At 71.2% G+C, this 25,707-nt stretch carries 23 protein-coding genes and 1 tRNA gene; 9 read left to right on the plus strand and 15 right to left on the minus strand.

Annotated elements, in window-relative coordinates:
• Window positions 1-5 precede the first annotated feature (5 nt).
• Complete coding sequence (locus BUE44_RS11050; RefSeq protein WP_073496879.1) at window positions 6-752, plus strand: ABC transporter permease subunit; 747 nt, start codon at window positions 6-8, stop codon at window positions 750-752.
• A gap of 97 nt (window positions 753-849) precedes the next feature.
• Complete coding sequence (locus BUE44_RS11055) at window positions 850-1,641, plus strand: rhomboid-like protein (RefSeq protein ID WP_235002032.1); 792 nt, start codon at window positions 850-852, stop codon at window positions 1,639-1,641.
• Here the strand turns inward: BUE44_RS11055 and BUE44_RS11060 are convergent.
• The 9 genes from BUE44_RS11060 to BUE44_RS11100 form a co-directional block, all read right to left on the minus strand.
• Window positions 1,616-2,473, minus strand: coding sequence for an HAD family hydrolase (locus BUE44_RS11060; RefSeq protein WP_079189658.1), 858 nt, complete (start codon window positions 2,471-2,473; stop codon window positions 1,616-1,618). The two genes, BUE44_RS11055 and BUE44_RS11060, sit on opposite strands and share 26 nt — an antisense overlap.
• Window positions 2,470-3,777 carry a serine--tRNA ligase gene (gene serS, locus BUE44_RS11065; protein ID WP_073496674.1) on the minus strand — a complete coding sequence of 436 codons (1,308 nt, stop codon included), beginning with the start codon at window positions 3,775-3,777 and terminating at the stop codon, window positions 2,470-2,472. The genes BUE44_RS11060 and serS overlap by 4 nt, the downstream gene beginning before the upstream one ends.
• 575 nt (window positions 3,778-4,352) lie before the next feature.
• Window positions 4,353-5,282, minus strand: coding sequence for a prephenate dehydratase (gene pheA / locus BUE44_RS11070; RefSeq protein ID WP_073496676.1), 930 nt, complete (start codon window positions 5,280-5,282; stop codon window positions 4,353-4,355).
• A gap of 218 nt (window positions 5,283-5,500) precedes the next feature.
• Window positions 5,501-6,793, minus strand: coding sequence for an iron uptake transporter deferrochelatase/peroxidase subunit (gene efeB / locus BUE44_RS11075; RefSeq protein ID WP_073496885.1), 1,293 nt, complete (start codon window positions 6,791-6,793; stop codon window positions 5,501-5,503).
• 118 nt (window positions 6,794-6,911) lie between these two features.
• Window positions 6,912-9,038, minus strand: coding sequence for a copper resistance CopC/CopD family protein (locus BUE44_RS11080; protein WP_107415680.1), 2,127 nt, complete (start codon window positions 9,036-9,038; stop codon window positions 6,912-6,914).
• 55 nt (window positions 9,039-9,093) lie between these two features.
• Window positions 9,094-9,582, minus strand: a complete 489-nt coding sequence (locus BUE44_RS11085) for a copper chaperone PCu(A)C (protein ID WP_073496680.1) — start codon at window positions 9,580-9,582, stop codon at window positions 9,094-9,096.
• Window positions 9,579-10,247, minus strand: coding sequence for an SCO family protein (locus tag BUE44_RS11090; RefSeq protein ID WP_073496682.1), 669 nt, complete (start codon window positions 10,245-10,247; stop codon window positions 9,579-9,581). The genes BUE44_RS11085 and BUE44_RS11090 overlap by 4 nt, the downstream gene beginning before the upstream one ends.
• Before the next feature lie 105 nt (window positions 10,248-10,352).
• Window positions 10,353-11,132 (minus strand): YcnI family protein, encoded by a 780-nt coding sequence (locus tag BUE44_RS11095; protein ID WP_073496684.1) that lies wholly within the window; start codon window positions 11,130-11,132, stop codon window positions 10,353-10,355.
• A 243-nt stretch (window positions 11,133-11,375) separates the two neighbouring features.
• Window positions 11,376-12,149, minus strand: coding sequence for a hypothetical protein (locus BUE44_RS11100; RefSeq protein WP_235002033.1), 774 nt, complete (start codon window positions 12,147-12,149; stop codon window positions 11,376-11,378).
• 244 nt (window positions 12,150-12,393) lie between these two features.
• Between BUE44_RS11100 and BUE44_RS11105 the strand changes: the two genes are divergently transcribed.
• Entirely contained in the window at window positions 12,394-12,885 is a 492-nt protein-coding gene (locus BUE44_RS11105; protein ID WP_073496686.1) for an ATP-binding protein, read from the plus strand.
• A 31-nt stretch (window positions 12,886-12,916) separates the two neighbouring features.
• On the opposite strand, the gene BUE44_RS11110 is transcribed toward BUE44_RS11105, so the two are convergent.
• Together BUE44_RS11110 and BUE44_RS11115 are read right to left on the minus strand one after the other, a co-directional pair.
• Entirely contained in the window at window positions 12,917-14,329 is a 1,413-nt protein-coding gene (locus tag BUE44_RS11110; RefSeq protein WP_073496889.1) for an aminopeptidase P family protein, read from the minus strand.
• 154 nt (window positions 14,330-14,483) lie between these two features.
• Window positions 14,484-16,133: a PP2C family protein-serine/threonine phosphatase gene (locus BUE44_RS11115; RefSeq protein ID WP_073496689.1), complete on the minus strand. Its 1,650-nt coding sequence runs from the start codon at window positions 16,131-16,133 to the stop codon at window positions 14,484-14,486.
• 577 nt (window positions 16,134-16,710) lie between these two features.
• On the opposite strand from BUE44_RS11115, the gene BUE44_RS11120 reads away from it, so the two are divergent.
• The gene (locus BUE44_RS11120) at window positions 16,711-17,403 is read left to right on the plus strand and encodes a bifunctional DNA primase/polymerase (RefSeq protein WP_073496691.1); all 693 of its coding nucleotides are present in this window, start codon (window positions 16,711-16,713) and stop codon (window positions 17,401-17,403) included.
• A gap of 316 nt (window positions 17,404-17,719) precedes the next feature.
• Entirely contained in the window at window positions 17,720-17,932 is a 213-nt protein-coding gene (locus BUE44_RS11125; RefSeq protein ID WP_073496693.1) for a hypothetical protein, read from the plus strand.
• Window positions 17,933-18,287: 355 nt separating this feature from the next.
• On the opposite strand, the gene BUE44_RS11130 is transcribed toward BUE44_RS11125, so the two are convergent.
• The 3 genes from BUE44_RS11130 to BUE44_RS11145 form a co-directional block, all read right to left on the minus strand.
• Window positions 18,288-19,271 (minus strand): DUF5926 family protein, encoded by a 984-nt coding sequence (locus tag BUE44_RS11130; RefSeq protein WP_073496695.1) that lies wholly within the window; start codon window positions 19,269-19,271, stop codon window positions 18,288-18,290.
• Window positions 19,272-19,453: 182 nt separating this feature from the next.
• On the minus strand, window positions 19,454-20,167 hold the full coding sequence (locus tag BUE44_RS11135) for an ATP-binding protein (protein WP_200804391.1): 714 nt from the start codon (window positions 20,165-20,167) through the stop codon (window positions 19,454-19,456).
• A gap of 79 nt (window positions 20,168-20,246) precedes the next feature.
• Window positions 20,247-21,101, minus strand: a complete 855-nt coding sequence (locus BUE44_RS11145; RefSeq protein WP_073496703.1) for a glycerophosphodiester phosphodiesterase — start codon at window positions 21,099-21,101, stop codon at window positions 20,247-20,249.
• 152 nt (window positions 21,102-21,253) lie between these two features.
• On the opposite strand from BUE44_RS11145, the gene BUE44_RS11150 reads away from it, so the two are divergent.
• Both BUE44_RS11150 and BUE44_RS11155 read left to right on the plus strand, forming a co-directional pair.
• Window positions 21,254-23,014 carry a S1C family serine protease gene (locus tag BUE44_RS11150; RefSeq protein WP_073496705.1) on the plus strand — a complete coding sequence of 587 codons (1,761 nt, stop codon included), beginning with the start codon at window positions 21,254-21,256 and terminating at the stop codon, window positions 23,012-23,014.
• A gap of 49 nt (window positions 23,015-23,063) precedes the next feature.
• Window positions 23,064-23,150 (plus strand) — tRNA-Ser (locus BUE44_RS11155).
• Between the two features lie 141 nt (window positions 23,151-23,291).
• Here the strand turns inward: BUE44_RS11155 and BUE44_RS11160 are convergent.
• Window positions 23,292-23,891, minus strand: coding sequence for a hypothetical protein (locus tag BUE44_RS11160; protein ID WP_073496707.1), 600 nt, complete (start codon window positions 23,889-23,891; stop codon window positions 23,292-23,294).
• On the opposite strand from BUE44_RS11160, the gene BUE44_RS11165 reads away from it, so the two are divergent.
• Window positions 23,890-24,477: a creatininase family protein gene (locus BUE44_RS11165; RefSeq protein ID WP_073496709.1), complete on the plus strand. Its 588-nt coding sequence runs from the start codon at window positions 23,890-23,892 to the stop codon at window positions 24,475-24,477. The genes BUE44_RS11160 and BUE44_RS11165 overlap by 2 nt on opposite strands.
• Window positions 24,478-24,595: 118 nt before the next feature.
• The gene (locus BUE44_RS37040; RefSeq protein WP_143172497.1) at window positions 24,596-25,402 is read left to right on the plus strand and encodes an NACHT domain-containing protein; all 807 of its coding nucleotides are present in this window, start codon (window positions 24,596-24,598) and stop codon (window positions 25,400-25,402) included.
• The last annotated feature ends 305 nt before the right edge of the window (window positions 25,403-25,707 follow it).

The following is a 25,707-nucleotide window of genomic DNA, read 5'->3' on the forward strand; positions in this document are numbered from 1 at the left end:
GCGCCATGAAGCCCCAAGCCACCGGCCCCAGGCTCTACCACCCGACCGTGGCCCGGCTCACCTACCGGGCGCTGCTCGGCCGCCGCCGCGCCCTGCTGCTGTTCCTGCTCCCGCTGCTGCTGCTGGTCATCGTCAGCGCGGTCCGCGCGCTGGCCGGCGCCGACGACACCACCGCCAACGACGTGCTCCAGGGCTTCGCGCTCAGCGCGATGGTGCCGCTGGTCGGTGTCATCGCCGGCACCGGCGCCATCGGTCCGGAGATCGATGACGGCGCGATCGTCTACCTGCTGGCCAAACCGATCAGGCGCAGCACGATCATCTTCACCAAACTGCTGGTCGCTGTAGGCGTGACCATGGCCTTCTCCGCCATTCCGACCCTGCTGGCCGGCTACATACTCAACGGCAACGGGCAGAACATCGCGGTCGCCTTCGCCATCGGGGCCGCCGTCGCGTCCATCGCCTACGCCGCGATCTTCCTGCTGCTCGGCGTGCTCACCCGGCACGCGGTGGTGGTCGGCCTGGTCTACGCCCTGGTGTGGGAAGGCGTCGTCGGCAACGTGGTGCCGGGGGCACGCACGCTGAGCGTCCAGCAGTGGGCGCTGGCAGTGGCGCAGAAGCTGGCCCACGGCGACGTGGTCAGCTCCAACGTCGGCCTGACCACGAGCATCGTGCTGCTGGCCGCGGTCACGGCAGCGGCCACCTGGTTCGCCGGGCGCAAGCTGCGCAGCCTCAAGCTCGCCGGGGACGAGTGACATCTGCCGCCGGTGAGCCGTAGGTGACGACGGGCGGGACGGGGGCGGACGGCACGTCGGCGGGCAGCGCACAGCACCCCGGTGAAGACTGAGGGCAATGGCCCAGCAGACCACGCAGGCGGCGCGGACCGTATCCACCCGGATCCGCGCCGCGGCGCACCGGCTCCGCCGCGTCACCCCGCGCGACGTGCGGCGTCTCGCCGCGCAGTGGGTGCGGTCGTCGCCGGGCACCCACACCTGGCTGGCGATACTGGCGGTCACCAGCACGGTCATGGCGCTCGCCCCGTCCGACGTCCGCTCGTATCTGCTGCACCGCTTCAGCACCAATCTGGTCGAGCTGCACCGTCACCCGATCCGCGTACTGATCGGCAGCGCCTTCTGGATCGAGACGCCGTCCGGCTTCCTCTTCTACGCGGTGCTGTTCGAGCTGGTGCACGCGCCGGCAGAGCGCTGGCTGGGCACCTGGCGCTGGCTGTTCACCGCGGCCAGCGCGCACGTCGGCGCGACGCTGCTCAGCCAGAAGGCGGTCTTCTTCGGGATACGGGACGACCGGCTGCCGCACTCGCTGGCGCACGCCGTGGACATCGGGGTGAGCTACGGGCTGGCCGGCGTCGTCGGGGTGCTCACCTACCGGGTGGCGCGGCCGTGGCGCTGGGCGTATCTGGCCGCGATCCTGGGGTTCTTCGCCTACCCGCTGCTGACCGATGCCCGCGCCACCTACACCGATCTCGGCCATCTGACCGCAGCACTGATCGGCCTGTGCTGCCACGCGGTCACACCGGTCACACCCGCCACCCAGTGCCGCCCCGAAGGATCACGGACCGGCGGCGGAAAGAACGGAGGGGCTGCAGAGGCAGGAGAGGTCAGAACGGGCCGAAAAGCCGGGTGAGGACCGGCACGATGCCGTCCTCGTCGTTCGACGCGGTCACCTCGTCGGCGACCTGCTTCAGCTCCGGGTGCGCATTGGCCATGGCCACGCCGTAGCCGGCCCAGGCGAACATCGGCAGGTCGTTGGGCATGTCACCGAAGGCGATGGTCTCGGCCGCCGTCACGCCGAGCCGCCGCGCGGCCAGCGACAGGCCGGTCGCCTTGGTGAGCCCGAGCGGCAGCAGCTCCACGATGCCCGCACCCGCCATGGTGGCGCTGACCAGGTCGCCGGCCACGTCCCGGGCCACCAGGGTCAGCTCGTCGTCGGACAATTCCGGGTGCTGTATGTAGAGCTTGTTGATCGGCTCCGCCCACAGCTCGTCGGTGCCGGTGATGTGTATGACCGGCAGCTCCGGGTTGTAGACGTAGCCCGGGCCGATCAGCACGTCGCCCACGAGCCCGTCCCGGCTGGCGGCGACCGCCAGCGGCCCGACCTCGGCCTCGATCTTGGCCAGCGACAGGGCGGCGATCTGCCGGTCGAGCGTGACCGAGGTCAGCAGCCGCCCCGCCGCCGCGTCGTAGACCTGCGCGCCCTGCCCGCAGACGGCGAGGCCGTCGTAGCCCAGGTCGTCCAGCACATGACGGGTCCACGGCACCGAGCGGCCGGTGACGATGATGTGCGCGGCCCCCTTCGCGGCGACCGCGGCGAGCACGTCACGCGAGCCCTGCGAGACGGTGGCGTCGCTGCGCAGCAGCGTCCCGTCCAGGTCGGTGGCGATCAGGCGGTAGGGCAGTGCGCCGGGTTCGGGCGCCGCGGGCGAGGACGATTCGGGCCCGGCTGCGGCGCCGCTCACTTGGTGACGGCGGAGAAGGCGGCGGTGGCGGAGGCGACTGGCTCGAGCACGTCGCGGCCGCCCAGATACGGTCGCAGCACCTCGGGGACCCGCACCGAGCCGTCCGGCAGCTGGTGATTCTCCAGGATCGCCACGATCGTCCGCGTCACCGCGCACAGAGTGCCGTTGAGCGTGGCCAGCGGCCGGGTGCCGTCGTTGTCCCGCATCCGCACCCCGAGCCGCCTGGCCTGGAACTCCAGGGTGTTCGAGGTGGACGTCAGCTCGCGGTATTTGCCCTGGGTCGGGATCCAGGCCTCGCAGTCGAACTTGCGTGACGCCGAGGAGCCCAGGTCGCCGGACGCCAGCTCGATCACCTGGAAGGGCAGTTCGAGCGCGGCCAGCCACTGCTTCTCCCAGGCCAGCAGCCGCTGGTGCTCGGCCTCGGCCTCCTCGGGAGCGGTGAAGACGAACATCTCCACCTTGTCGAACTGGTGCACCCGGAAGATGCCGCGGGTGTCCTTGCCGTACGAGCCGGCCTCGCGCCGGTAGCAGGACGAGAAGCCGGCATAGCGCAGCGGCAGCCGGGACGCGTCGATGATCTCGTCCATGTGGTACGCGGCCAGCGGGACCTCGGAGGTGCCGACCAGATAGAGGTCGTCCTTGTCGAGGTGGTAGACGTCATCCTCGACCTGGCCCAGGTAGCCGGTGCCGGCCATGGCGGCGGGCTTGACCAGGTTCGGCGTCAGCATCGGGGTGAAGCCGGCCGCGGTGGCCTGCGCGATCGCCGCGTTGACCAGGGCCAGCTCCAGCAGGGCGCCGACGCCGGTGAGGTAGTAGAAGCGCGAACCCGACACTTTGGCGCCGCGCTCGGTGTCGATGGCGCCGAGCATTTCGCCCAGCTCCAGGTGGTCGCGGGGGGTGAAGCCCTCGGCGGCGAAGTCGCGGGGAGCGCCGTGCTGCTCGAGGACGACGAAGTCCTCCTCGCCGCCGATCGGGGCGTCGGGGTGGACGAGATTGCCCAGTTCCAGCAGCAGCCGCTGGGCCTCCTCGGCCGCCTGGTGCTGCTCGGCGTCGGCGGCCTTGACCGCGGCCGACAGCTCGCCGGCCCGGCGCAGCAGCTCGGCCTTCTCGTCGCCCTGGGCCTTGGGGATCAGCTTGCCCAGCCGCTTCTGCTCGGAGCGCAACTCGTCGAATCGGGTCCCGGAAGCCCTGCGCCGCTCGTCGGCGGAGAGCAGGGAGTCGACGAGCGCGACGTCCTCTCCACGGGCGCGCTGCGAAGCGCGCACACGGTCGGGGTCCTCACGAAGCAGGCGAAGGTCGATCACGGCTACAGGCTACCGGGGCGAGGCCACCGCACGCGACAAGTTAGGGACTTTATGACCGTTATGAGCGCTTCACTCCAAAAGCCGGATAAATCCTTGTAGTGGGCGGAAAAATAGCTCGTCAACCCTATTGCGTACGTCGCTCGCGCGAGGCATCGCACTTGTGGAGAACTGGAGTTGATCATCGCCTGCGGGCCGAGTTATCCACAGGGAGGCCCGGAATCTCCACAACTTGTCCACAGGGTGTGGGGAAGGTCTGTGGAGGAGGAGCGAGATCATTCCGGGGGTCGGATGTTCGGCCATGGATTCCCCGTCAAAACCCGCTCCACACTCACTTTCGAGTGAGAAATACTCCCTCGGACGAGTGGGTTGGACGAATTGGGGTGACGAGGCGTGTCCTGCGTCGCTCTGTGACGTCCTGGTGGCTGTGTACCAATTTGTCGACTAGGTCGGCTTCCCCTGTCGACTTGTCCCCAGTTACCCACAGGTCGCGGAACCTGCCTGTGGATAACTCGTCAGTAGCTGTGCAGAACCTGCAGAACGCCTCTCCGGTCGGGCCTCAGCTCGCCCGCCCGCTCTCAGCCGCGCCCGTCGAGAGCCCGGTTCAGCCAGTCCGAGGCGTCGGTGAACTCCGCGTCCCCGGTGCCGCGGGCCACCGCCCCCGCCACCTCGTCGGCGCGCGGGTACGAGCCGAGGAAGCGTACGTTCAGACACCGCCGCCGCAGACCCATCAGCGCCTCGCCGACCCGCCGGTCGGTCAGATGGCCCTCGGCGTCCACGGAGAAGCAGTACTGCCCGAGACCCTGGCCGGTCGGCCGGGACTCGATGCGCATCAGGTTGACGCCGCGGATCGCGAACTCCTGCAGCAGTTCGAGCAGCGCGCCGGGGTGGTCGTCGCGCAGCCAGAAGACCGCGGAGGTCTTGTCGGCCCCGGTCGGCGCCGCGAGCCGCGCCGGGCGGCCGACCAGCACGAAGCGCGTCGTCGCGTTCTGGGCGTCGTGGATCTCGGTGGCAAGCGCCTCCAGGCCGTACGTCGGCGCCGCGAATTCCCCCGCGAAGGCGCCGTCGAAACGGCCCTCCTGCACCAGCCTGGCACCGTCCGCATTGGACGCCGCCGACTCCCACACCGCGTCGGGCAGGTGCTCGGCCAGCCACTGCCGCACCTGGATCTGCGCTGCCGGGTGCCCGGTCACCGTCTTGACCGCGGCCAGGTCCGTGCCGGGGCGTACGAGCAGGGCGAACGCGATCGGCAGCAGCACCTCGCGGTAGATCATCAGCGGCTCGCCGAAGGCCAGCTCGTCCAGGGTGGCGGTGATGCCGCCCTCCACCGAGTTCTCGATCGGCACCAGCGCGCCGCCCGCCTCGCCTCCGCGCACCGCGTCCAGCGCGGCGGGCACCGACACCGACGGCACCAGCTCACGGGTCGCGGCCTCCGGCAGCGAACGCAGCGCGGCCTCCGTGAAGGTTCCTTCGGGACCGAGATACGTATAGCGGCTCGCTGCGGACATGCGGTCAGCCTAACGGCCCGCACACCTACGCCGTACGGGTCACGACGGGCCGCCCCCTTCCCTCCACCCTCTCGTTCCCTGCGCGGGCGGCCTCGTTCCTCGGCCGACCACTCCGGGAACTCGCGCGTCTGCCCTCGACGCGTTGTGGGTCGGTCTTCCTTCTCGTTCCCTGCGCGGGCGGCCTCGTTCCTCGGCCGACCACTCCGGGAACTCGCGCGTCAGCCCTCCAGCAACCTCTGGCCCACGTACTCCCCCTTACCCGCCCCGCCCGGGACCGCGAACAGGCCGCTCGACTCGTGGCGCAGGAAGCGGGACAGGCCGTCGCCGCCGTCGAGCTTGCGCTGCACCGGCACGAAGCCCTTCAGCGGGTCGGCCTGCCAGGCCACGAAGAGCAGCCCGGCGTCCGGGGTGCCGTCGGCGCCGATGCCGTCGTGGTACGAGAAGGCCCGCCGCAGCATCGCGGCGCCTTCGTTGGACGCGGCGGCCGCGACCCGGATGTGCGCGTCGCCCGCGATGGCGAGCGAGCCGTCCGCGTGGACCTTGCCCAGGTCGACAGGGGTGAATTCGGTGCCGCCCGACAGCGGCGCCCCGTCGGACTTGCGCCGCCCGATCACCTTCTCCTGGCGTGCCACTGGCAGGTGGTCCCAGTCGTCGAGCAGCATCCGGATCCGGCGCACCACCGCATAGGACCCGCCCGCCATCCACTCGGGCGACCCTTTCGCCGGTACGAAGATCCGCCGCTCGAAGTCGGGGTCGGCGGGCTTGGGATTGTTCGTGCCGTCGATCTGCCCCATCAGGTTGCGGCCGGTCATCGGGTGCGGGGTCGCGCCCGGTGTGCGGTTGAAGCCGCTCATCTGCCAGCGCAGCGACGCCGTGTCGCGGGCCACCTTCTGCAGCACCCGCAGCGCGTGGAAGGCGACCAGGGCGTCGTCCGCGCCGACCTGCACCCACAGGTCGCCGTTGCTGCGGCCGGCGTCCAGCCGGTCACCCGGGAAGTCCGGCAGCGGTGCCAGCGCCTCCGGCAGCGCGGCGCCGAGGCCGGTCCGCCCGAAGAAGCTGCGGCCGAAGCCGAAGGTGACCGTCAGGGAGGAGGGACCGGCGTCGTACGCGACCTGGTCGTCATACGCCGCGGGCGCCGCCGGCCGGTCCGCCGCCGTCATCGTGCGCACCGCGTCGGACCAGCGCCGCATCAGGCCGGCCGCGGCCTTGCGGTCGGCTCCCGCCACGAGGTCGAAGGCCACCAGGTGGCCGCGTGCCTGCGCGGGCTGCACGATGCCCGCCTGCCGGGCGCCCTCGAAGGGGATGTGCGCCGAGCCGACCGTGGCCAGCGCGGTCGGCTCCGCGTCCACCGCCGCCGCCACACCTGCTCCGGCGGCGCCGCCGGCGATCAGGCCGGCAGCCCCCGCAGCACCCGCAGCACCCGCGGTGCCGAGCAGCCGCCGCCGGCTGATCGGCGCGGACTCTTGCCGAGCCGGGACGGCGCCGTCCTTTCCCACGCCGTCCCTTCCCATGACGTCGCCCATTCCCACGGCGTCGCCCATTGCCGCGTCGCCCGCTTCCCGGCCGTCCATTGCCGAGCCGCCCCTGCGCCCCGCGATCCTTGCTGCCTTGCTCATACCCGCTGCTCGCTCACGATGTGATCTGCACGTTCCTTGTCACCGTCACCTCGTCGATGTCGGAGGTGCGGACGGTCAACGCCACCTGCCAGTTGCCGGCCAGCGGCAGCGTCACGTTCGACGCGATCCAGTGTCCGGCGCCGAAGGCGCTGACCTTGGCGGGGAGCGGGCCGAGGTGCTGGGCCGGAAGGGTGAAGGCCAGCCGCACTTCCGGCGCCTTGACCGGCAGCCCGGCCGCGTCGGTCAACTCCAGGTGCACCGAGGCAGCGGTGCCCGCCCGCGCCGGCGACAGGATCAGGTCCGCGGTGCCCTTGCCATCGGGGCCACCGGTGTCGAAGGGGATGCGCAGGTCGGCGTCCTGCGACGCGCCGGTCGCCGGGGCGGACGCGCCTGGGGCGGCGGGAGCGGACGCCAGCGCCTTCTGCTCCTCCGCGGCCCGGCCCGGCTGGCTGCCGGTCAGCATCGTGGTGATGGTGAGCAGGACCACGGCGACGCCGACCTCGGCCAGCACCGAACGGCGCAGGGCGACCCTGGCGGGGTCGGAGTCCCTGACCTTCTTCTCCCGCGCGGCCGTGCGGGCGGCCTGCTGCCTGCGCAACTGTGCCATCCGCCGCGGATCGACCGCGGCGCGGTCAGTACCGGAGGACGCCGCCACGCCGGAGGGCGCCCCCGTACCGGTGGTCGCTCCGGCTCCCGGGGCCGACTCGGAATCCTCGGCGGTGCCCGGTTCGCCCGCGCTGTCCTCGCCCGGTTCCTGCGTGCCCGTTCCGTCGGCCGCGTCCGATCCGCCGGCGGCTGCCCTGACGGTCTGACGGGTCGTCTGCCGGCCGACCTTCCCGGCCGAGCCCGCGGCCATGGCCGCGGGCTCGCCGATGGACTGCGTCCATTTGCGCGAGAACCAGGCGATGCAGACCAGCGTGCACACCAGCCCGATCTTGATCAGCAGCAGTCGGCCGTAGGAGGTGTCGGTGAAGGCGCGCCAGGTGCCGATCTGCCGCCATGCCTGGTAGGTGCCGGTGCAGACCAGCGTGGTGACCGCGGTCAGGGCGATGGCGGAGAAGCGGCGTACGGCGGCGCGTTCGACCGTGCCGGCGCTGGACGGCGCGCTGAGCGCGGTCAGCAGGGTGATGAGGCCGCCGAGCCAGACCGCCATGGACAGCAGATGGACCACGTCGATCGGCATCGCCAGCCTGCGCTGGATGCCGACCGAGGCGTGCTCGGCCATGGCCCAGGTCGCGGCGATGCCGACGGCGACGACGGTGCCGCCGATCCCCAGGCCCCACGCCAGGTCCGCGCGTTCCTCCGGGTCGTCCCGTTTGGCGTAGCTGCCGAAGAGCACGGCGAGGAAGACCGCCGCGGCGGCGAGCAGCAGCAGCCGGGAGACCAGGGCGGCGCCCGGCCGGGTCTCCAGTTGGGTACGCATCACGCTCAGGTCGAAGGCGTCGCCGAGCCCGCTGCCGTTGACGTAGGGGCCGCGCAGCATGATCAGCGCGATGGTCGCCGCGACGAGGGTGGCCCAGCCGCCGGCGACGAGCCGCTGGAGAGGTCGCAGCAGGGCGCCACGGGGCCAGCACACGGACAGGAAGACGCAGCCGCCGACGAGCAGCGCGAAGCCGCCGTAGGCGAAGTAGCGGGCGACGCCGTAGAGGGTGCTCGCGGCGCCGCCGCCGAGCGCGGCCTGGTCCGACAGGTCGACGGTGGTCCGCGAGGGTGCGCCGACCGAGAAGGTGAAGGCGCCGGCGACCGGGTGGCTGTCCTGGGAGACGGCCTTCCAGGCGACGGTGTACGTGCCGTTGCCGAGCCCGGTGCGCAGCGCGACCGTCGCGGTGGACCCGGAGTCCTTGCCCGCGGCGTGGCCGGGCACGCCCGTTGCCACGTTCGCACCGGCCGGGTCGAGCACTCGCAGCGAGTCGGCGGACAGCAGCACGCCCTCGGAGAAGGTGAGCACCACCTGCTGCGGCGCGGTCTGCACCACGGAGCCGTCCGCCGGGTCGGTACGGATCAGCGCCGCGTGCGCGGACGCGGGTGCCGCCGTGGCCAGCAGCACCGCGAACAGCGCGCAGCAGGCCGCCACGACCGCCGCCAGCCTGCGCAAGGGACCACGCCTCTGCCCGCGCGTGCCACCGACCCGTGCGGACATTGCCGCGGACGCCCGCTCGCGCGCCGGCACGTACAGCCGTCTGTTCATCCTTCGCTCAGCCCCTCGGGTGATACGTCGTCGGCCGCACGGGCACGGTGATCGTGACCGTGGCGGGCGTGGCGTGGGTGAAGTGGAGCCGTAGGGTGATCCGCTCGCCCACCAAGGGCATGTGGGTGAGGGTTTCCAGCATCAGGTGGTCGCCGCCGGTGCCGAGGGTGAGCCGGCCGCCCGCCGGCACGGTCAGCGCGGTCACCTGGCGCATGGTGGTGCCGGTTGTCGTGTGCAGGGTGACATGAGCGGCCAGCGGCGTGGTCACCGACGTCAATTGTGCGTCCGTATCGCCGCTGTTGGTAACCGTCACATATGCGGCGGCTTCGTCGGTCAGCAAGGGACGCGGTATGTATCCCCCGCTCACCGCCAACCTGGCCGGGCTCCCGGAGCCGGCGCCCGAGCCGTGCCCGGCGAGTCCCGCGGCGGCGCCGCTCGCCGCGGCCACGGCAAGGGCGCCGCCCAGTGCGCCCAGCAGTGCACGCCGGCGCCTCACGGCGCCTCACTCCTGATGATCTTCGGCAGGTCGTGGGCGAACTGCTCGGCCGTGGTCCCGGACATGTACAGCACGTGCGCCTTGTCGTCCTTCGGCCAGAAGGCCAGTACCTCGGCGCCATGGGTGACGGTGATGCTGCCGTCCTTCTCCCTGACCGGCGCCTCGATGCCGACGCCCACCGACCTGGCCGCGGTCTGGATGGCGGTGAAGTCGCCGGTCAGGCCGATGAAGCTCTTGTCCATCGCGCCGAGCCACTCGGTCAGCCGGGCGGGGGTGTCGCGCTCGGGGTCGGAGCTGACGAAGACGACCCGCAGCTTGTCCTGGTCGGCCTTGGGCAGCTTGGCCTTGGCCAGTGCCAGGTCGCTCATGGTGGTCGGGCAGACGTCGGGGCAGTGGGTGTAGCCGAAGAAGAGCAGCGTGGGATGGCCGGCGGTCTGCTTGACCAGGTCGAACGGCTTGCCGTGGTTGTCGGTGAGCCGGAGCTGCGGCTTGGTGAAGGGCGTGTCGAGCAGCGTGCCCGGCTGGTCGCTGCCCCCGTTCACCTCCGCCAGGGTGCCGGCGGCAGAGGTTCCGTCGGAGCCGCCCGAGGAGCTGCCGCAGCCGGTCAGCAGGAGGGCGCAGGCTGCGGCGACCGCGATGGCGCCGGCCTTGATGGTGGTACGCATGAAGGTAGTCCTCAAAGTGCGATGAGAGGGGGCCGGGCGGCCGCGGAGCGCGGTCGTGCGGACCGCGGCCGCCCGGCGTGAAGGCCCGGTGCGGGCCCCGTGGCGTCAGGCGGCGCTGCCGCCGTCCGTGCCGCCCTGCGCGGCGGTGCGGCGCCGCCCGGCGAAGACACCGAAGCCGACGCCTGCCGCGCCGATGACGATCCCGGCGACGCCGAGGGCGCGCGCGGTGCCGTCGCTGTCGCTGCCGCCCGAGGAGGCCTGCGCGGTGCCCTTGCTGTCCGAGGCGGGGGCCGGCGCGGGAGTGCCCGTGGCGGTGGCGGTGGCCGCGCCGTCGTCAGCGGCGGCGGTCAGCTTCAGGGTCGGCGCGGGATTCTGCGGCTCGGCCTGCCCGGCCTGGGGGATCTCGATCCAGCGCACGACCTCGCCGTTGCTGTACGTCTGCAGCGTCTTGAACGACAGCGCGTCGGCGTCGGAGGGCAGCGGCCCGAACGAGACGGGGAACTGCTGGAATTGTCCCGGCTCGATCTTCCCGCCGGTCCAGGTGATCTTCGTGACGGCCTGGTCGACGGTGCCGTCGTCGGTCTTCAGCGGGGTGGCCAGCTTCGACGTCGTCACCTGCGCGGTCCAGCCGGGAACCGGCTGCAGCGACACCGACGCGATCGGGTGGTCGGTCGGCAGGCTGACCTCGATCTTGACGGTCGACGCGCTGTCCTGCTCGTTGGGCACCTTGAAGGCGACCGTGGTGTAGCCGCCCTTGGCGGCGGTGTTCGGCTGCACGGTGACATGGGCGAAGGCCGGTACGGCGGCCAGCAGGACGGTGGCACCGGCGAGCGCCGCGACGGCGGCGGCGCGGCTGCGCAGGCGTGACGTGCGTGAACTGGTCATGGCAGGGGTTCTCCACGGTGAGAGGTGCGGACGGTGGCATGATGCGGGCCGCGCCGCCTGCACAAGGGTGCGGTCGTGGGACACGCGTCCGTATGCGGTGGTCTTCGCCGCGGCAATGGGCCACGGGATTCCGTACGGACAAGCGGGTACGCCACACAGTGCACTCCTGTGCCGGTCGCGGCAGGAGCGACCCGCGCGACCGTCGCCGACTCACCCCGGTGAAGGGGAGGAGCGGACGCCGCGTCAGGCCGCCGGCGCCACCGGTGGCCCGCGCCGGGCCAGGGAGTGCCGCAGCAGAACCGTGCGGTAGCCGGGGCCTTCCGCGTCACCCGTACGCCGTACGCCGCGGGGCCGGACCGCGAGCACCGCGGCGGCGAGGGCGGAGAGCAGCGCGTGGGCCCGGCAGAGGACCGCTGGGCTGAGCACGGCAAGCCCCGCCGCGCCCCGTACGGACAGCCGGGTCAGCCGCCACAGCGCGGCCTCGCCCCGGCGCAGCAGCCAGCCCGCCACCACGGCGGCCAGCAGGTGGCCGAGCACCATCGGCAGCGAGCACATCGGCAGGGACGACATCGCGAGGTGCGTGCCGCCGCCGGCCCGGGGTGCCATGCCGGGCATGTCCGGCATCGACAGCGGGCCGTTCGGGTCGATGCCCGCGTTGATGAGGGTCTGCCGGGCCGACTGGGCGGTGAGCCGCGGTCCCGGGCTGCCGCACACCAGCCGGGCGGCGATCGACAACAGGCCGCCACCGTGGTCACTCGAAGGAGTGAGTGACTGCGTGGCGCACATCTGACCCGCACCGAAGACCGTGTGCAGGGCGAGCTGGCCCGCCGCGAGGACGGCGGCGATGCCCGGCAGCGTCCGCTCACGGCCCGCCAGCGGTGCGACGACGGCGAAGACCGCCACCCATCCGAGCACCAGCGACCACACCGGCACCGCGGTGCCCGAGGCCAGTGTGTGCCCGGCTGCGGCCAGCACGACGCAGACCGCGGTGAACACCGCGGCCCGCAGCAGTCTCATGCCGGCGCCTGCGCGCGCGGCGGTGGCGGGGGAAGCCATGGCGGCCGTCATCTTCTCACCGCGGGCACGGGCACGGAACAGGGGGGTGTCCGGCTCGCGGTGGTGTGTCCGGCTGATTCCTTACACCCGTACGCCGGGCGCACGCATCCGCCGAATGAGCGGGATCACGTCAACCCCACGCTTACGAAGTGCTCTTCGCGGCAATACGTATCCGTATGTCGAGCCGCAGCCAGGAGGCTGGAGCATGAGCATCTGGTGGTCCCTCCATTTGCGGCGCGAGGCTGCGAGCGTCCCGCTCGCCCGGAGACTTCTGCTGGGGACCATGGAGACCGCCGGGGTCGACCCCGACATCTCCTTCGATCTCTCGGTGGCCCTGTCCGAGGCGTGCGCTAACGCCGTGGAACACGCCGGATCGGCGACCGGTTACTGCGTCACCGCCCTGATCGACGGTGACTGCTGCCGGATCGAGGTCGCCGACTCCGGGCCGGGTTCATCCCGCGACCGCACTTCCGAGTTCGACCGAACGTCCGAATTCGACAGAAAACCCGACTGGGTCCTGCACCCGGCCCGGCCGCTGACCCACCGGGGCCAGTATGCCGAGCACGGGCGCGGACTCTTCCTGATCGAGGCGCTGGTGGACCATGTGCGCTTCCACGACCGGCCGGGGCACGGCACGGTCGTGTCCTTCGACAAGGTGCTGAAGTGGCGTGACGACGCGCTGCTGAAGGCGTCCTGACGCCTTCGACGGCGCCGGGCCGCGCGGACGGTCAGCCCCGCAGGGCCGCCATCCACGCCTCGACCTCGTCCGCGCCGCGCGGCAGCGCCCCGGACAGATTGCGGCTGCCGTCGGACGTCACGAGGATGTCGTCCTCGATGCGCACCCCGATGCCGCGGTATTGCTGCGGCACGGTCAGGTCGTCGGCCTGGAAGTACAGCCCGGGCTCGACGGTGAGGACCATGCCGGGCTCCAGGGTGCAGTCCACGTACGCCTCGGTCCGCGCGTGCGCGCAGTCGTGGACGTCGAGGCCGAGCATGTGCCCGGTGCCGTGCAGGGTCCAGCGGCGCTGCAGCCCCAGTTGGAGCACCCGATCGACGGGGCCGTCGATCAGGCCCCACTCGACGAGGTGCTCGGCCAGCACGCGCTGCGCGGCCTCGTGGAAGTCGCGGTAGGCGGCGCCCGGCTTGACCGCGTCGATGCCCGCCTGCTGCGCCGCGTGGACGGCGTCGTAGACCTGCCGCTGAAGGGGCGTGAAGCGCCCGCTGACCGGCAGCGTACGGGTGACGTCCGCGGTGTAGAGGGAGCGGGTCTCGACGCCCGCGTCGAGCAGCAGCAGGTCGCCGGAGCGGACCGGGCCGTCGTTGCGGACCCAGTGCAGGGTGGTGGCGTGCGGCCCCGAGGCGCAGATCGAGCCGTAGCCGACGTCGTTGCCCTCGACCCGGGCGCGCAGGAAGAACGTGCCTTCGATATAGCGCTCCGAGGTGGCCTCGGCCTTGTCCAGCACCTTGACGACGTCCTCGAAGCCGCGCGCGGTCGAGGCGCAGGCCTTCTCCAGCTCGGCGATCTCGAAGTCGTCCTTGACCGCCCGCAGCTCGGAGAGGAAGGCGGTCAGCTCCGCGTCCCGCTCGGCCGTCACCTTGTCGGTGAGCGCGGCCTCGATGCCCGTGTCGTGGCCGCGGACTACCCGGACCGGGCCGGTGGCCTCGCGCAGGTCCGCCGGCGCCTTGCGCACGTCGCGGCACGGCAGCCCGAGCAGCTGCTCGGCCTCGGCCAGGCTGTGCCGGCGGCCGACCCACAGCTCGCCCTGGCCGTCGAGCCAGAACTCGCCGTTCTCCCGGTTCGAGCGCGGCAGCAGATACGCCGTCGCCTCGTGCCCGCCGTCCGCCAGCGGTTCGAGCACCAGGACCGCGTCCTGCGTTTGGTCGCCGGTGAGGTGCACGTATTCGGTGGCGGCCCTGAAGGGGTACTCGGTGTCGTTGGACCGCGTCCGCAGCTTGCCCGCGGGGACGACGATCCGCTCGCCGGGGAAGCGCGCGGAGACCGCGGCGCGGCGGGCCGCGGTGTAGCCGGCCTGCGCGATGGGCGTCAGGCCGTGCATCTCGGTGTCCGCCCAGCCCGTCTTCATCGCGGCGGCCAGCTCGTCGGACACCGCCGGGTAGAGGCCGTTCTTGCGCTGCTTGATCGGCTTGTCCTGGGCGGCGCCCTGCGCGTCCTCCGCCGCCCTGTCCTGCGCCGCGCGCTGCTCTTCCCCGGTCGCGCCCTGCTGCTGGTCGGCCTGCGCCACTTCCCTGCCTCCTCCTGATGAACCCGTTCGTCCATCGTAGGCGGGCGGCGGGTCAGTCGAAACGGGCCACCAGCAGCACCAGGTCCTCCTCGCCCCCCGTCGCGTCCAGACCGTCGGGCAGCACGCTGTGCAGGAGGTGGTCGGCCAGCAGCCCCGGGTCCTCGCGTACGGGCGCGGGCGCGCTCTGGGCGACCGCGTGGACCCGGGCGAGGGCCCGGTCGGCGGACTCGCCGGTCCGGTGCAGCAGCCCGTCGGTGTAGAGCACCAGGCTCTCGCCGGACCGTACGTGCAGCTCGACGCTGGGCGCCTCCCAGCAGCTGAGCATGTTCAGCGGCGCGGACAGCGAGGTCTCGACGTATTCGCAGCGGTGGTCGCCGACCAGCAGCGGCGGGCAGTGCCCGGCGCCCGCCAGCGTCACCTTGCGCCCGCCGGGCGGCAGCGGCGCGCACACATGACCGAAGAGCGCGGTCGCGGAGCGCCCCGGCTCGGTCAGTCTGAGCAGCAGTTCGAGGTCGGAGAGCACCGCGACCGGATCCTCGCCCTCTATTACCGCGTACGCCCGCAGGGACGCCCGCAGCCGGCCCATCGCCGCCACCGCGCCCGGACCCGCTCCCGTCACCCCGCCCACGGCCAGGCCGAGCGCACCCTCGGGCAGTGGCAGGGCGTCGTACCAGTCGCCGCCGCCGCGCGGTCCGGTGCGGTGGCGTACGGCCATCCGCACGCCGGGGACGCGCGGCAGCCGGGCGGGCAGCGTCTGCGCGGCCAGCTCGGCAACCGCCCGGCGCACCCGGGCCAGCTCCAGGCCGCGGGCGATGTGCTCACCGGCCATCCGCAGGTAGAGGCCGGTCAGCCGGCGCTGCCGGTCGGTGGGTTCCGCGGCCTCGTCGTAGAACCAGACGACGCTGCCCAGCCGGCTCGTGGCGGGGGTGGAGTACGCGCCGAGGAGTGTGGAGGAGTCGCGGAAATCCGTGGAGGCGTGGGGAAAACCTGTGGAGGTGTCAGAAAAGTCTGCGGGGGAGTCAGGAAGGGCCGTGGAAAGGGCGTCCAGGCCCGTGGACGAGTCGGCGCTGTTTGTGGAGAAGTCGTCGACGCGAGGTGAGAATCCGGTGCCGTTCGCGGTGAGCGCGAGACCGTAGGCGGCGCCGAGGCCGAGCTGTGCGGCGACCTCGCGATGCCGGGCGTCCGGCCGCCCGCCGTGCCGCAGGTCGGCGTGTACGGCCTCGTCGGCGCCGACCGGGCCGCGGCCGAACGCCACGGTCTCCAGCGCGCCCAGATCCCCGTGGGCGAGACCGAGGCCCACTGTGGTGTCGGGGCCGAGGCCGTCGGCGGGCGCGAGCGCGATCAGGCCACGTCGGGCGCCGACCAGGGTGGCCCCGGCCTGCACGACCTCACGCAGCGTGTCGTCGAGCAGCGCGGTACGAGCCAGCCGTTCGGTCAGTTCGTGCAACAGGGACAGGTCGCAGACCCAGGACGCGAGGCGGTCCTGCACGGCCAGCGAGTGCTCGGGCGAGCCGCGCTCCGGCAGCGCCGGAGCCGGTAGGGCCGCCGGTACGGGTGAGGCCGGCGGGACGGGTGGGGAGGGCGCGGCCGCGAGGACGGCAGCGGAGGAGGGCACGGTGGCGGCAGGCGCAGCCGGAGTATGCGCCGCGGCGGGCCTGAGTGGCTCGCTTCCGGCCACTTTTCTGACGTGGGCCGGGTTCATGGCCGGGAACTTCCGGCCAGCGGCCAGCGGGTGGGGCAATCAGCGCTTTTCGTTCGCAGTGCGCGGAGCACCTGCATGATTAGCATCGCAAACCCCCATGTGTGCTGCGCCGCTATCAAGGAACCCACTTCTACACGCCTCCTCGTGGGCATGTCCAGGATTGTCCTGGTACAGAGAGTGGTGTCGGAGTCCTTGCGGTGGACACCCTCGACGCAATACGTTGGCTGAAAACAGCTACCCCCGTCCTATGCGCGCTGTCGACTGATCCCAGCCAACAGCGCGTCATATTGCGGGCGATGGGTAGGAACCCGATGTCTGGCTCAAGCGTCGTAAGTACGTAATCAGTTGACGGCCGACCCAACCCCGAGTGGTGAGGGGTGCTGGGCCCGACGTGCCCCACGAACAGTGGGTCACGATCAGGGCACCATGAACAGACAAGCGCCATATGCGCGCTACCCTCCGCTACGTTCCACGCTCGGCTGGCGGCGTGATGTGCTGCCTCGTAAGCGGTGTGCTCGACAAGTTACGTTCTGTAATGGGCAGATCCCTGGGCGTTAACGGAAAGGAACGAGCGCTGATGCGCGAGATCCTCGGAAGGCGACGCAAGCTCTCACTCCAGCGAAAGGAGCGGACCGCGTTGCTCAACGCGGCGCTCACTTACGCCGAACAGTGGCAATGGCGAGTCGTGCCCGGAGTCGGGTTCGACAGCCGCGGCAGTTGGCGGGCGGCAGGAGCGCAGCCCTGCGCCTGCGCGCGCCCCAACTGCCCGGTGCCCGGGGCGCACCCGCTCGACCCCGAACTGCTGGCCGCGACCCGCGACCCGCGGATGGTGCGCTCCTGGTGGACCCGCAGGCCCGACGCGCCGGTGGTGCTCGCCACCGGCGACCGGGTGTCCGCGGCGAGCCTGCCCGCGGTTGCGGGCGCACGGGCGCTGGAAGCGATGGAAGGCCTCGGGGTGCGGCTCGGCCCTGTGGTCGCCACCCCCACCCGCTATCTCCTGCTGGTCGCTCCCTACTCGCTCGCCGAACTGGGCGAACTGCTCGACAGTCACGAGTGGGTGCCCACGTCGCTGCGTTACCACGGCGACGGCGGCTACGTGGTGCTGCCGCCGTCGAGCAGCAGCGCCGGGCAGTTGCGCTGGGTGCGGCCGCCGCTGCCGGACGAGCGGACCGGTGGTTCGGCACCCTGGCTGCCACCGATCGGCGGTCTGGTGGACGCACTGGTCCGGGCCGGCCGCACGGCGCCGGACGGCGACCGGCTGACGTTCTGACCGGCTCGAACGGCGGCGGGGTGGTAGCGCGTGGCACATTGCCACGCGCTACCACCCCGCCGCCGTTTCCCGTGCCACCTGCGCCGATCTGTGCGCGCGGGCTTACGCGTTACGCACGCGGTGCGGCGTACGGTCGATGCCTGCTCGTACGAACGGACGTGCACCCCGCACTCACCCGTTCGGGTAGCCCTCGTCCGCGAGTGGCCGCAGGAGCGGCGACGGGTGGGGCGGAGGGGCCGGATGTCATGATCCGGCCCGCTATGTTCGGATCAGCGTATTCCGCTATTTCCGCCATCGACACACAGGGGAGCGTCACATGGCATCGCAGCAGCCGGCGCAGGAGACCGGCAACCGGTTGCGTCTGATCGCCGCCGCCAGTGTCGCCGCGCTCGCCGTGGTGCTCCCGCTCGCCGCGGCGACCGCGGGCCCGCACGACGGCGCCCATCGCGGCAACGCGGGCCACAGCGCGTCGCACCGCACGCCGGACGTGGATCCGGAGGGCCCGTCCGGTGCGGTCGACGGCGACTGAGGCCGCCGGTCCGCGGAGCCCGACCGGGGCGCTCGGGGGCGGTGTCCGGAGGCGGTGCCCGGACATGCAAAACCCGGTCGCTGACGACGGGGGATGCATCAGCGACCGGGCTGAATAAACGGTAACAAGACTTCGTCCGATCGCAAATTCCCCGGCGGGACGGGCCCGCCGAATCCTCTGGATTCCAGGGGAGTTGTGACCGGAATCACTGACCGACCGCTCAGTCGGATCTTTCCGGTCGAGCGAACTGCCTGCCGCGGGGCGCGACCGAGGCCACGAGCCGTCCGCTCGCAGTTGCCCGGCCGCGGTTGCCCGCCTGCTGTGGTCCAGCCGGCGGACACCGGCTGGCGGTCGCTCAGCTGAGCGTGATCTGCCGGTTCGTGAAGCCGCTCCTGGCCCGTCGCTCCTCCGCGGTCAGCGGCTCGCCGCGGCCCAGCGTCTCGGCCAGCCGCTCGCCGAACGCGGCCGCCGGCTTCTCGACCTCGTCCGCGCCCATGCCCACCGGCAGGTCCCACACCGGCACCGTCAGCCCGTGCGCGCGGAAGGAGCCGACCAGCCGGGTCCCCTCGCCGAGCGAGGACGCACCGGCAGCGTGCAGCCGCGCCATCGCGTCCAGCAGCGCCTCCTCGGGGTGTGGCATGACCCAGCGCAGGTGGTTCTTCTCCGGCGTCTCGCACCAGTAGGCCGCGTCCACCCCGGTCAGCCGCACCGTCGGGATGGCGGCCTGGTTGGCGCGCTCCAGCGACGCGGCCACCTCGCCCGTCGCGGCCTCGGCGTCCTCCAGCCAGTATTCGAAGCCGCTGTGCACCTCGGGCACGAAGGGCGCGTCGAGGTCGAGCAGGTCCTGCAGTCGCGGCCCGTCGGGCGCGGGCCTGCGGCCCTCCACCGGGTTGCCCGGTTCCGCGGTGAGCGCCCGGGTCAGGGTGTCGGCGAGGTCGCGGCTGATGTCGCCGGAGGCGGTGTCGCTCTGCAGGCCGAGCAGGACCGCGCCGGTGTCGCGCCGCAGCCCGGGCCACGCCATCGGCAGGACCGTGCCGAGGGTGACCGAGGGCACTCCCTCGGGCAGCTTCTCCTTCAGCGTGAGCGGCACGGTCGCGGCCGGCACCAGCTCGCGCAGCGCCACCCAGTCGCACTCGCCGGGCAGGCCCTCGAACGGGCGGCGGACCAGTTCGGTCACCGCGTGCGCCGCCTCGCGGCCGTGGCAGGCCTTGTAGCGGCGGCCTGAGCCGCACGGACAGGGTTCGCGCGCACCGACCACCGGCACGGCTGCTCCCTCCGCGGTCCTGGCGGCCTGTGCGGCCCCCTTGTTCCTGGTGGCGGTCGCGCGCTTCTTGGCCATGGCTCGGTCTCTCCCGTTGCGGCGGTATTCCGGTCCGCGAGCCTAGCGCCCGGCGGCCCTACCGCCGGACCACGACGGGCGGTCGTGCGCATACGGCCTGCGACCGTATCCACGTCTCAGCCGCGGCCGCGTACATTGCCCCGCCCTGCGCCCTGCGCCTCGGGCCGCGGGGCTGTATCGGCTCAGCTGAGGTCGTCCAGCGACTCGGCCAGGTCCAGCGGGAGGTCCAGCGGGATGCCGCGGGGCAGGCCGATGCCCGTGTTCCCGACGCCGAGGTCGTCGCGGCGGGCGTGCCGGCCGCGGACGGCGAGCAGCGCCCAGACGGTGACCTCGCCCGGGGCGTCGTCCCGTACGCCCCAGCGCAACGCCAGGTTGCCCACGATGCCGAGCCCCCGGCCGCCGTGTGCGGTCAGCGAGGGGCTGGCAGGACGTGGCCTGGTGGGGCCGCCGCCGTCGGTGACCTCGACCTTGAGCAGGCCGTCCGTCCCGATGGCCCACCCGGCACGTATGCCGTGCTCCTGCCCGGGGCGGTGCGGGCCCGAGCCGCCCGCGGCTGCCGTGCCGGAGACGGCCTCGTACATTGCGCCGGAAAACGCGTCGCCCGCCTCGCCGAGCGGCCGGGCGTGCCGACAGGAATTGCTGAGCAGTTCGGAGAGGATCAGCACCGCGTCGTCGACCACCGTGTCCGGCACGTCCTGCGCGTGCAGATCCCTGCGCATGCGCCTGCGGGCTTCCGCGACGCCGGTCGGACCATGAGGCAGGGACATGGTCGAGGACGTCGGCACCTCCTGCGCGACCATCAACGACACCCCCGTGACCTCCTTCACCTCACGCCACGGGATGGATGCCCCCTTGAACTCGACCGGAAACAGACCAACCACGATCTGTTGGCGCACTCCGTACGCGCGCCGGGCGCCTGTACGTCGTGTACGTATGCCCGGGGCATGCGACGCCCGCGCAGGCCGCGCGGCAATGTCAGCGGCCGGACCCGTCCAGGCCGCTCAGCTGGGCCAGCACCTGCCGCGGCCGGTTGGTGATGATCGCGTCCACCCCGAGCCGTGCGCAAAGCTCCACGTCGGCCGCCTCGTCCACCGTCCACACATGAACGCGGTTTCCGGCCCGATGCAAACGCGCCACATAGCCGGGATTCGCCCGCACAATGCGCATGCTCGGTCCGGCGATGCGCACTCCGGCGGGCAGCCGGCCGTCCCGGTGCCGCGGCGACACGTACTGCATCAGATACACGGTCGGCAGCGCCGGCGCCGCCAGCCGCACCCGGCGCAGGGAGCGGGAGGAGAAACTCATCACCCGCACCTGGGAGGTCTCACCGGGCGGCGCGGGCCGGTCGAGGCCGAAGCGGTGCAGCAGGTCGATCAGCCGCTCCTCCACCTGCCCCGCCCAGCGCGTCGGGTGCTTGGTCTCGATCGCCAGCTCCACCCGCCGGTCGGTGTCGGCGACCAGTTCGAGCAGCCGCCGCAAGGTGAGGACCCGGCTCCGCTCGGCGAGGTCGTAGCGCTCGGGCGTCTCCGGGTCGGCGTTCTGCCCCTTCCACGAGCCGAAGTCGAGCGCCGCCAGGTCGGCCAGCTCCAGCGAGGAGACGGCGCCGCGGCCGTTGGACGTCCGGTTCACCCGCCAGTCGTGCACGCAGACCAGCTCGCCGTCCGCGGTCAGCCGGATGTCGCACTCCAGGGCGTCGGCGCCGTCCTCGATGGCTTTCCGGTACGCGGCGAGCGTATGTTCTGGTACATCCTCGGAGGCACCCCGATGGGCGACGACCTGGACAGGTCGCCCGACCGGGTACGCCTCCGGGACCGCGCGCGCATGTGTCACCGGTTCATGGTGCCACCGCCTCGCCGGCGGCCACGCGAACCGGCCCCGCGCACGCGCCATGAACATGCACAGCTACCGCTTACGGCGGTCCGACACGCCGTGGGAAATGCTGTGTTCAGCCCCCACCCTGCTTTGACCCGAGGAGAAACGCTGTGAGCACCGAGAACGAAGCCGGATCCGTCCCGGCTGCGGAGTCGGCAGCGACCGCGCACGACGGTTCCGCGCCCGACGGTGCCTCGGCGGCGCAGGCCCCCGTTCCTCCGGCGGCCGCGCCGGCGCCTGCCGCACACGACACGCCCGCCGCGCCCACCGCCGATGCGCCCCGGACCGAGGTTCTTCCCGCGCAGGCCCCGCCGCCGGTGGGGCCGCCGTCCCCGTACGGTCCGCCTCCGTCCGCGCTCACCCAGCAGTTCCCGTCGCCCGCGCAGCCGCCGGCGCCGCCGGTGCCTGCCGCGGCGCCGTACGGGCACGGCGGGTACGGGACGCCGAAGCCGGCCGCGTACGACGCCCCCGTGCCGCCGCAGCAGCCCGCACCGGACGACGCCCCGCAGGCCGCGCCGGTCGTACCGGCCCAGACGCAGGCGTACGCCCAGCAGCCGGCGTACGGAGCCGAGCAGCCCTCCCCGTACGGCCAGGGCCAGGAGCAGCCCCCGAAGGACCCCTACGCCGTACCGGCCACCCCGGCGTACGCCGCCGGCGGGCAGCACCCGCAGACCCAGCCCGGCTACGGCGGCGGCGGTTCCGAGGGCCCGGTGTGGGGCGCGCCCGTGCCCGGGCCGTCGGACGACGGCCGCAAGCGCCGCGGTGTCGGCGGCCTGGTCGCCGCGGTCCTGGTGGCGGCACTCGTCGCCGGCGGAGTCGGCGGCGGCATCGGCTACTGGGCGGCCGAGCACAACGACGACAACAACGCCACGTCCTCCACCACCGTCTCCGACACGGGCAGCCAGAAGGCGCCCAACCGCGCGCCCACCTCGGTGGCCGGCATCGCCAGCAGGGCGTTGCCCCGCGTCGTCACCATCAAGGCCAGCGGCAGCCAGGAGAGCGGCACCGGCACCGGTTTCGTCTACGACACCCAGGGCCACATCCTCACCAACAACCACGTCGTCGCCCCCGCCGCCGACGGCGGCAAGCTCACCGTCACCTTCTCCAACGGCAAGACGTACGACGCCTCGGTAGTGGGCCGCGCCCAGGGCTACGACGTGGCAGTGGTCAAGCTGAAGAACGCCTCCGGCGTCACGCTCACCCCGCTGCCCCTCGGCAATTCCGACCAGGCAGCGGTCGGCGACGCCACCATCGCCATCGGCGCCCCCTTCGGCCTGTCCGGCACCGTGACCACCGGCATCGTCAGCGCCGTCCACCGCCCCGTCGCCTCCAGCGACGGCCAGGGGGCCGCGGCCTCCTACATGAGCGCCATCCAGACCGACGCCTCCATCAACCCGGGCAACTCCGGCGGCCCGCTGCTGAACGCCAACGGTGCCGTCATCGGCATCAACTCCGCCATCCAGCCCGGCGGCACCGCCCAGCCCGGCACCCAGGGCGGCAGCGTCGGCCTCGGCTTCGCCATCCCGATCAACCAGGCCAAGCGCGTCGCCGACGAGCTGATCAAGACCGGCCGGCCGGTCTACCCCGTCATGCAGGTCAGCCTCGACGGCCAGTATCAGGGCGACGGCGCCAAGATCGGCGGCACCAGCGACGCCGTCACCGCTGGCGGCCCCGGCGCCGCGGCCGGCCTCAAGCCCGGCGACGTGATCACCGAGTTCGACCACACGATCATCGACAGCGACGAGACCCTGATCGGCGAGATCTGGCAGCACCAGCCCAAGGACAAGGTCGCGATCACCTACACCCGCAACGGCACGTCCCACACCACCACCGTCACCCTCGGCTCCCGCGTGGGCGACACCCCCCAGTAAGCTGTCCCCCGCACGCCCAGGACCCCACCCGGGTCCACCGGCACTGCGTGGAGGCTTGCCCGAGCGGCCGAAGGGAACGGTCTTGAAAACCGTCGTGGCAGCGATGTCACCGTGGGTTCAAATCCCACAGCCTCCGCACAGCTAGCAGTACGAGCAGGTCAGGGCGGGTGCCCCGAGCTTCGGGGGACCCGCTCTGTCGTTGGCTGTCTCACTCTGCGTCGCCGGTATCCCGCCCCCGATCAGTCCGTGCGGGCCATACACGGGCCAGATTCGCCGACTACGTTCCGTCGTGATGTTCGGCGTCGTCCCCGGTCAGGGCGCGTGCGATCCGGGCGTTGTCCTGGTCCTGCCGTCCCTTGATGACCTTTGCGTAAAACCGGTAGAGCACGGTGACGCTGTGGCCGGCGCGGCGGGCGACCTCCACCGGATCGACGCCGGCCATGAGCCACAGGGACACGCAGGCGTGCCGCAGCGAGTAGGGGACTTCCGCCAGGGGCGTTCCCTGGTCGGCTGGGGACAGCGCTGCGCGCCTGGCGAGCTGCCACACGTCGGCGTACTCGGTTGAGCGCAGGCGTCCGCCTCCCGTAGCCCGGAAGAGACGGCCGTCCGGTGCGGTGCCGTACTGCGCCATGTGCGCCCGGAGCATGGCCACCAGCGCGGGTGGGATGGGCACTGAGCGCGTTGTCTTCCGCGCCCGCCGTTTCAACCCACGCTTCTCATAGGAGAGTCCGTCGTCCGTCCATCCGGCGCCGACCTCGGGGCGACTTTCGGAGAGCACGAGTTCGCCCCACACATCCGGCTTGCTCTCGCCTGGCAGCACGCATGCCGACTTGCTCAGCGCGGCCACCTCGGACGGGCGCATGGCGGCGTAGTACATGCAAGCGTGCGTCATCGTCCGCGAGCTTGCTGCGGCCTACCCGGTGCTCCCTCTCCCGCCCATCACGATCGCGTGCAGCCACGAGCACGGCACATGGCCGGGCACCGTGAGCATCAGCGCCCGGACGCTGCACCTCGTCATCACGGACATCGCGCAGTCCCTCGAAGCGCAGGGCATCCGCAAGCTCGTGCTCGTCAACGCGCACGGTGGCAACTACGTCCTGTCGAACATCGTTCAGGAAGCCAACCTAGCCGAGCCACGCATGTCCCTGTTCCCGCAGGGCCGCGAATGGCAGCGTGCCCGCGACCGCGCCAGTCTGGTCTCAGACATGCATGGCGACATGCACGCCGGCGAGATCGAAACGTCCATCCTGTTACACGCGGAACCCTCTCTAGTCCAACCCGGCTACGAAACCGCTGATCACGATAGCGGCGAGCGCCCTTTCCTCCTCATGGAGGGCATGAGGGCTTACACCGACAGTGGCGTCATCGGCTTCCCGTCCTATGCGACGGCAGGGAAGGGCAAGGCCGTTGTCGCTAGCCTTGTCGAGCAATTTTCCCTCCACCTAGGCATCCTCAATGGATGAGCAGGATTAACCGGTGAGGTCTAGACCGAAAGTTTTGTGTTTCCCTGCGGCGGCACACGATCTGCGCCTAGCCTGGTCTGAGCAGATTTGAGCCGCGGCGCCGCCTTGAGGGGGAAGAGTGGGGATCATTGAAACTGCAGTTGTGCGTTCCGCTGCAGGATTTCTTCCGGTTATCGCAAAAAAAGTATATACGCGAACCCAGGTCAATCGAATTGCGCGCAATGCCTCGTCGATTCTTGTAGCAGATAGCCCGACGCGCTTTCTCGAAAGTCTCGGCACGGAGCAACTTCGGCTAATCCAGGATTTCGTTTCCTCGCCACAATTTGGGAATGTGGTCCTTCAGGCTTTCATTTTTTCCTTGAAGGGGAATAGGGACGAAGATCGCGCCGAAGTGCGAGCGCAATTGAGGTCGCATATTCGCCATGAGGATCTTCTCATTGAAGGCGACCTCTTCCAAGCCACCGATATGCTCGAAGAACTCGTCTACAGTTCTGTGTATGCGGTTTTGTCTGCGGCCCCCGAAAAATTCGCAAGAAAAGATCTGGTCGCAAACTCATCTTCATTGGCAGCGGCTGCTGCTCGCAATAGTGAGCTGCTCGCAAGAATTGTGAACCTGAACGCCATTAACAGTTTCGCCAGTAAGTTGCGTTCTCAGGTCAAACGCAGGCACGGCAAGTTGAGCCTACCGAGCGCTGTCAAAAGCACATCCGTACCCTATGAGGATTTGTATGTCCGTCCAAATTTGCGCAAGGAGGGTGCGGACCGAACTCTCTCGGTAGAAGATGCCATCAGCGCGAACATGCGCACGGTCATACTCGGCGACCCAGGAGCGGGGAAGTCCACACTAGCAGGCAAATTGGTGCATGACCTAGCATCAGGAAAAGTGGCGACTCTCGAATCACAGGTGCCCATTATGCTTGGTTAGGGAAGCATACGGCGGAGTTGCGCACAGGCGTCCATGATCTCATTCATTATCTGGAGCTTTCCTGCAAAAACCCTTATGGTCTCACTGCGCCCGCGGAGGCGCTAGACTACCTCCTCTTGAACGGCAGAGCAACGGTCGTAATCGATGGACTCGATGAGCTAGGGGACAGCCGTTACAGGGAAGCCTTCACTGCCCTTGTCGATTCATTCTCCGAGCTATATCCCCTTACCCGCGTCATTGTAACGTCTCGTAAGGTAGGATACGGTGACTCTCCGCTCTCCGAAGACCTATTCAGTGTGTTCAAC

This window comes from Actinacidiphila paucisporea (genome assembly GCF_900142575.1).
GTDB lineage: Bacteria > Actinomycetota > Actinomycetes > Streptomycetales > Streptomycetaceae > Actinacidiphila > Actinacidiphila paucisporea.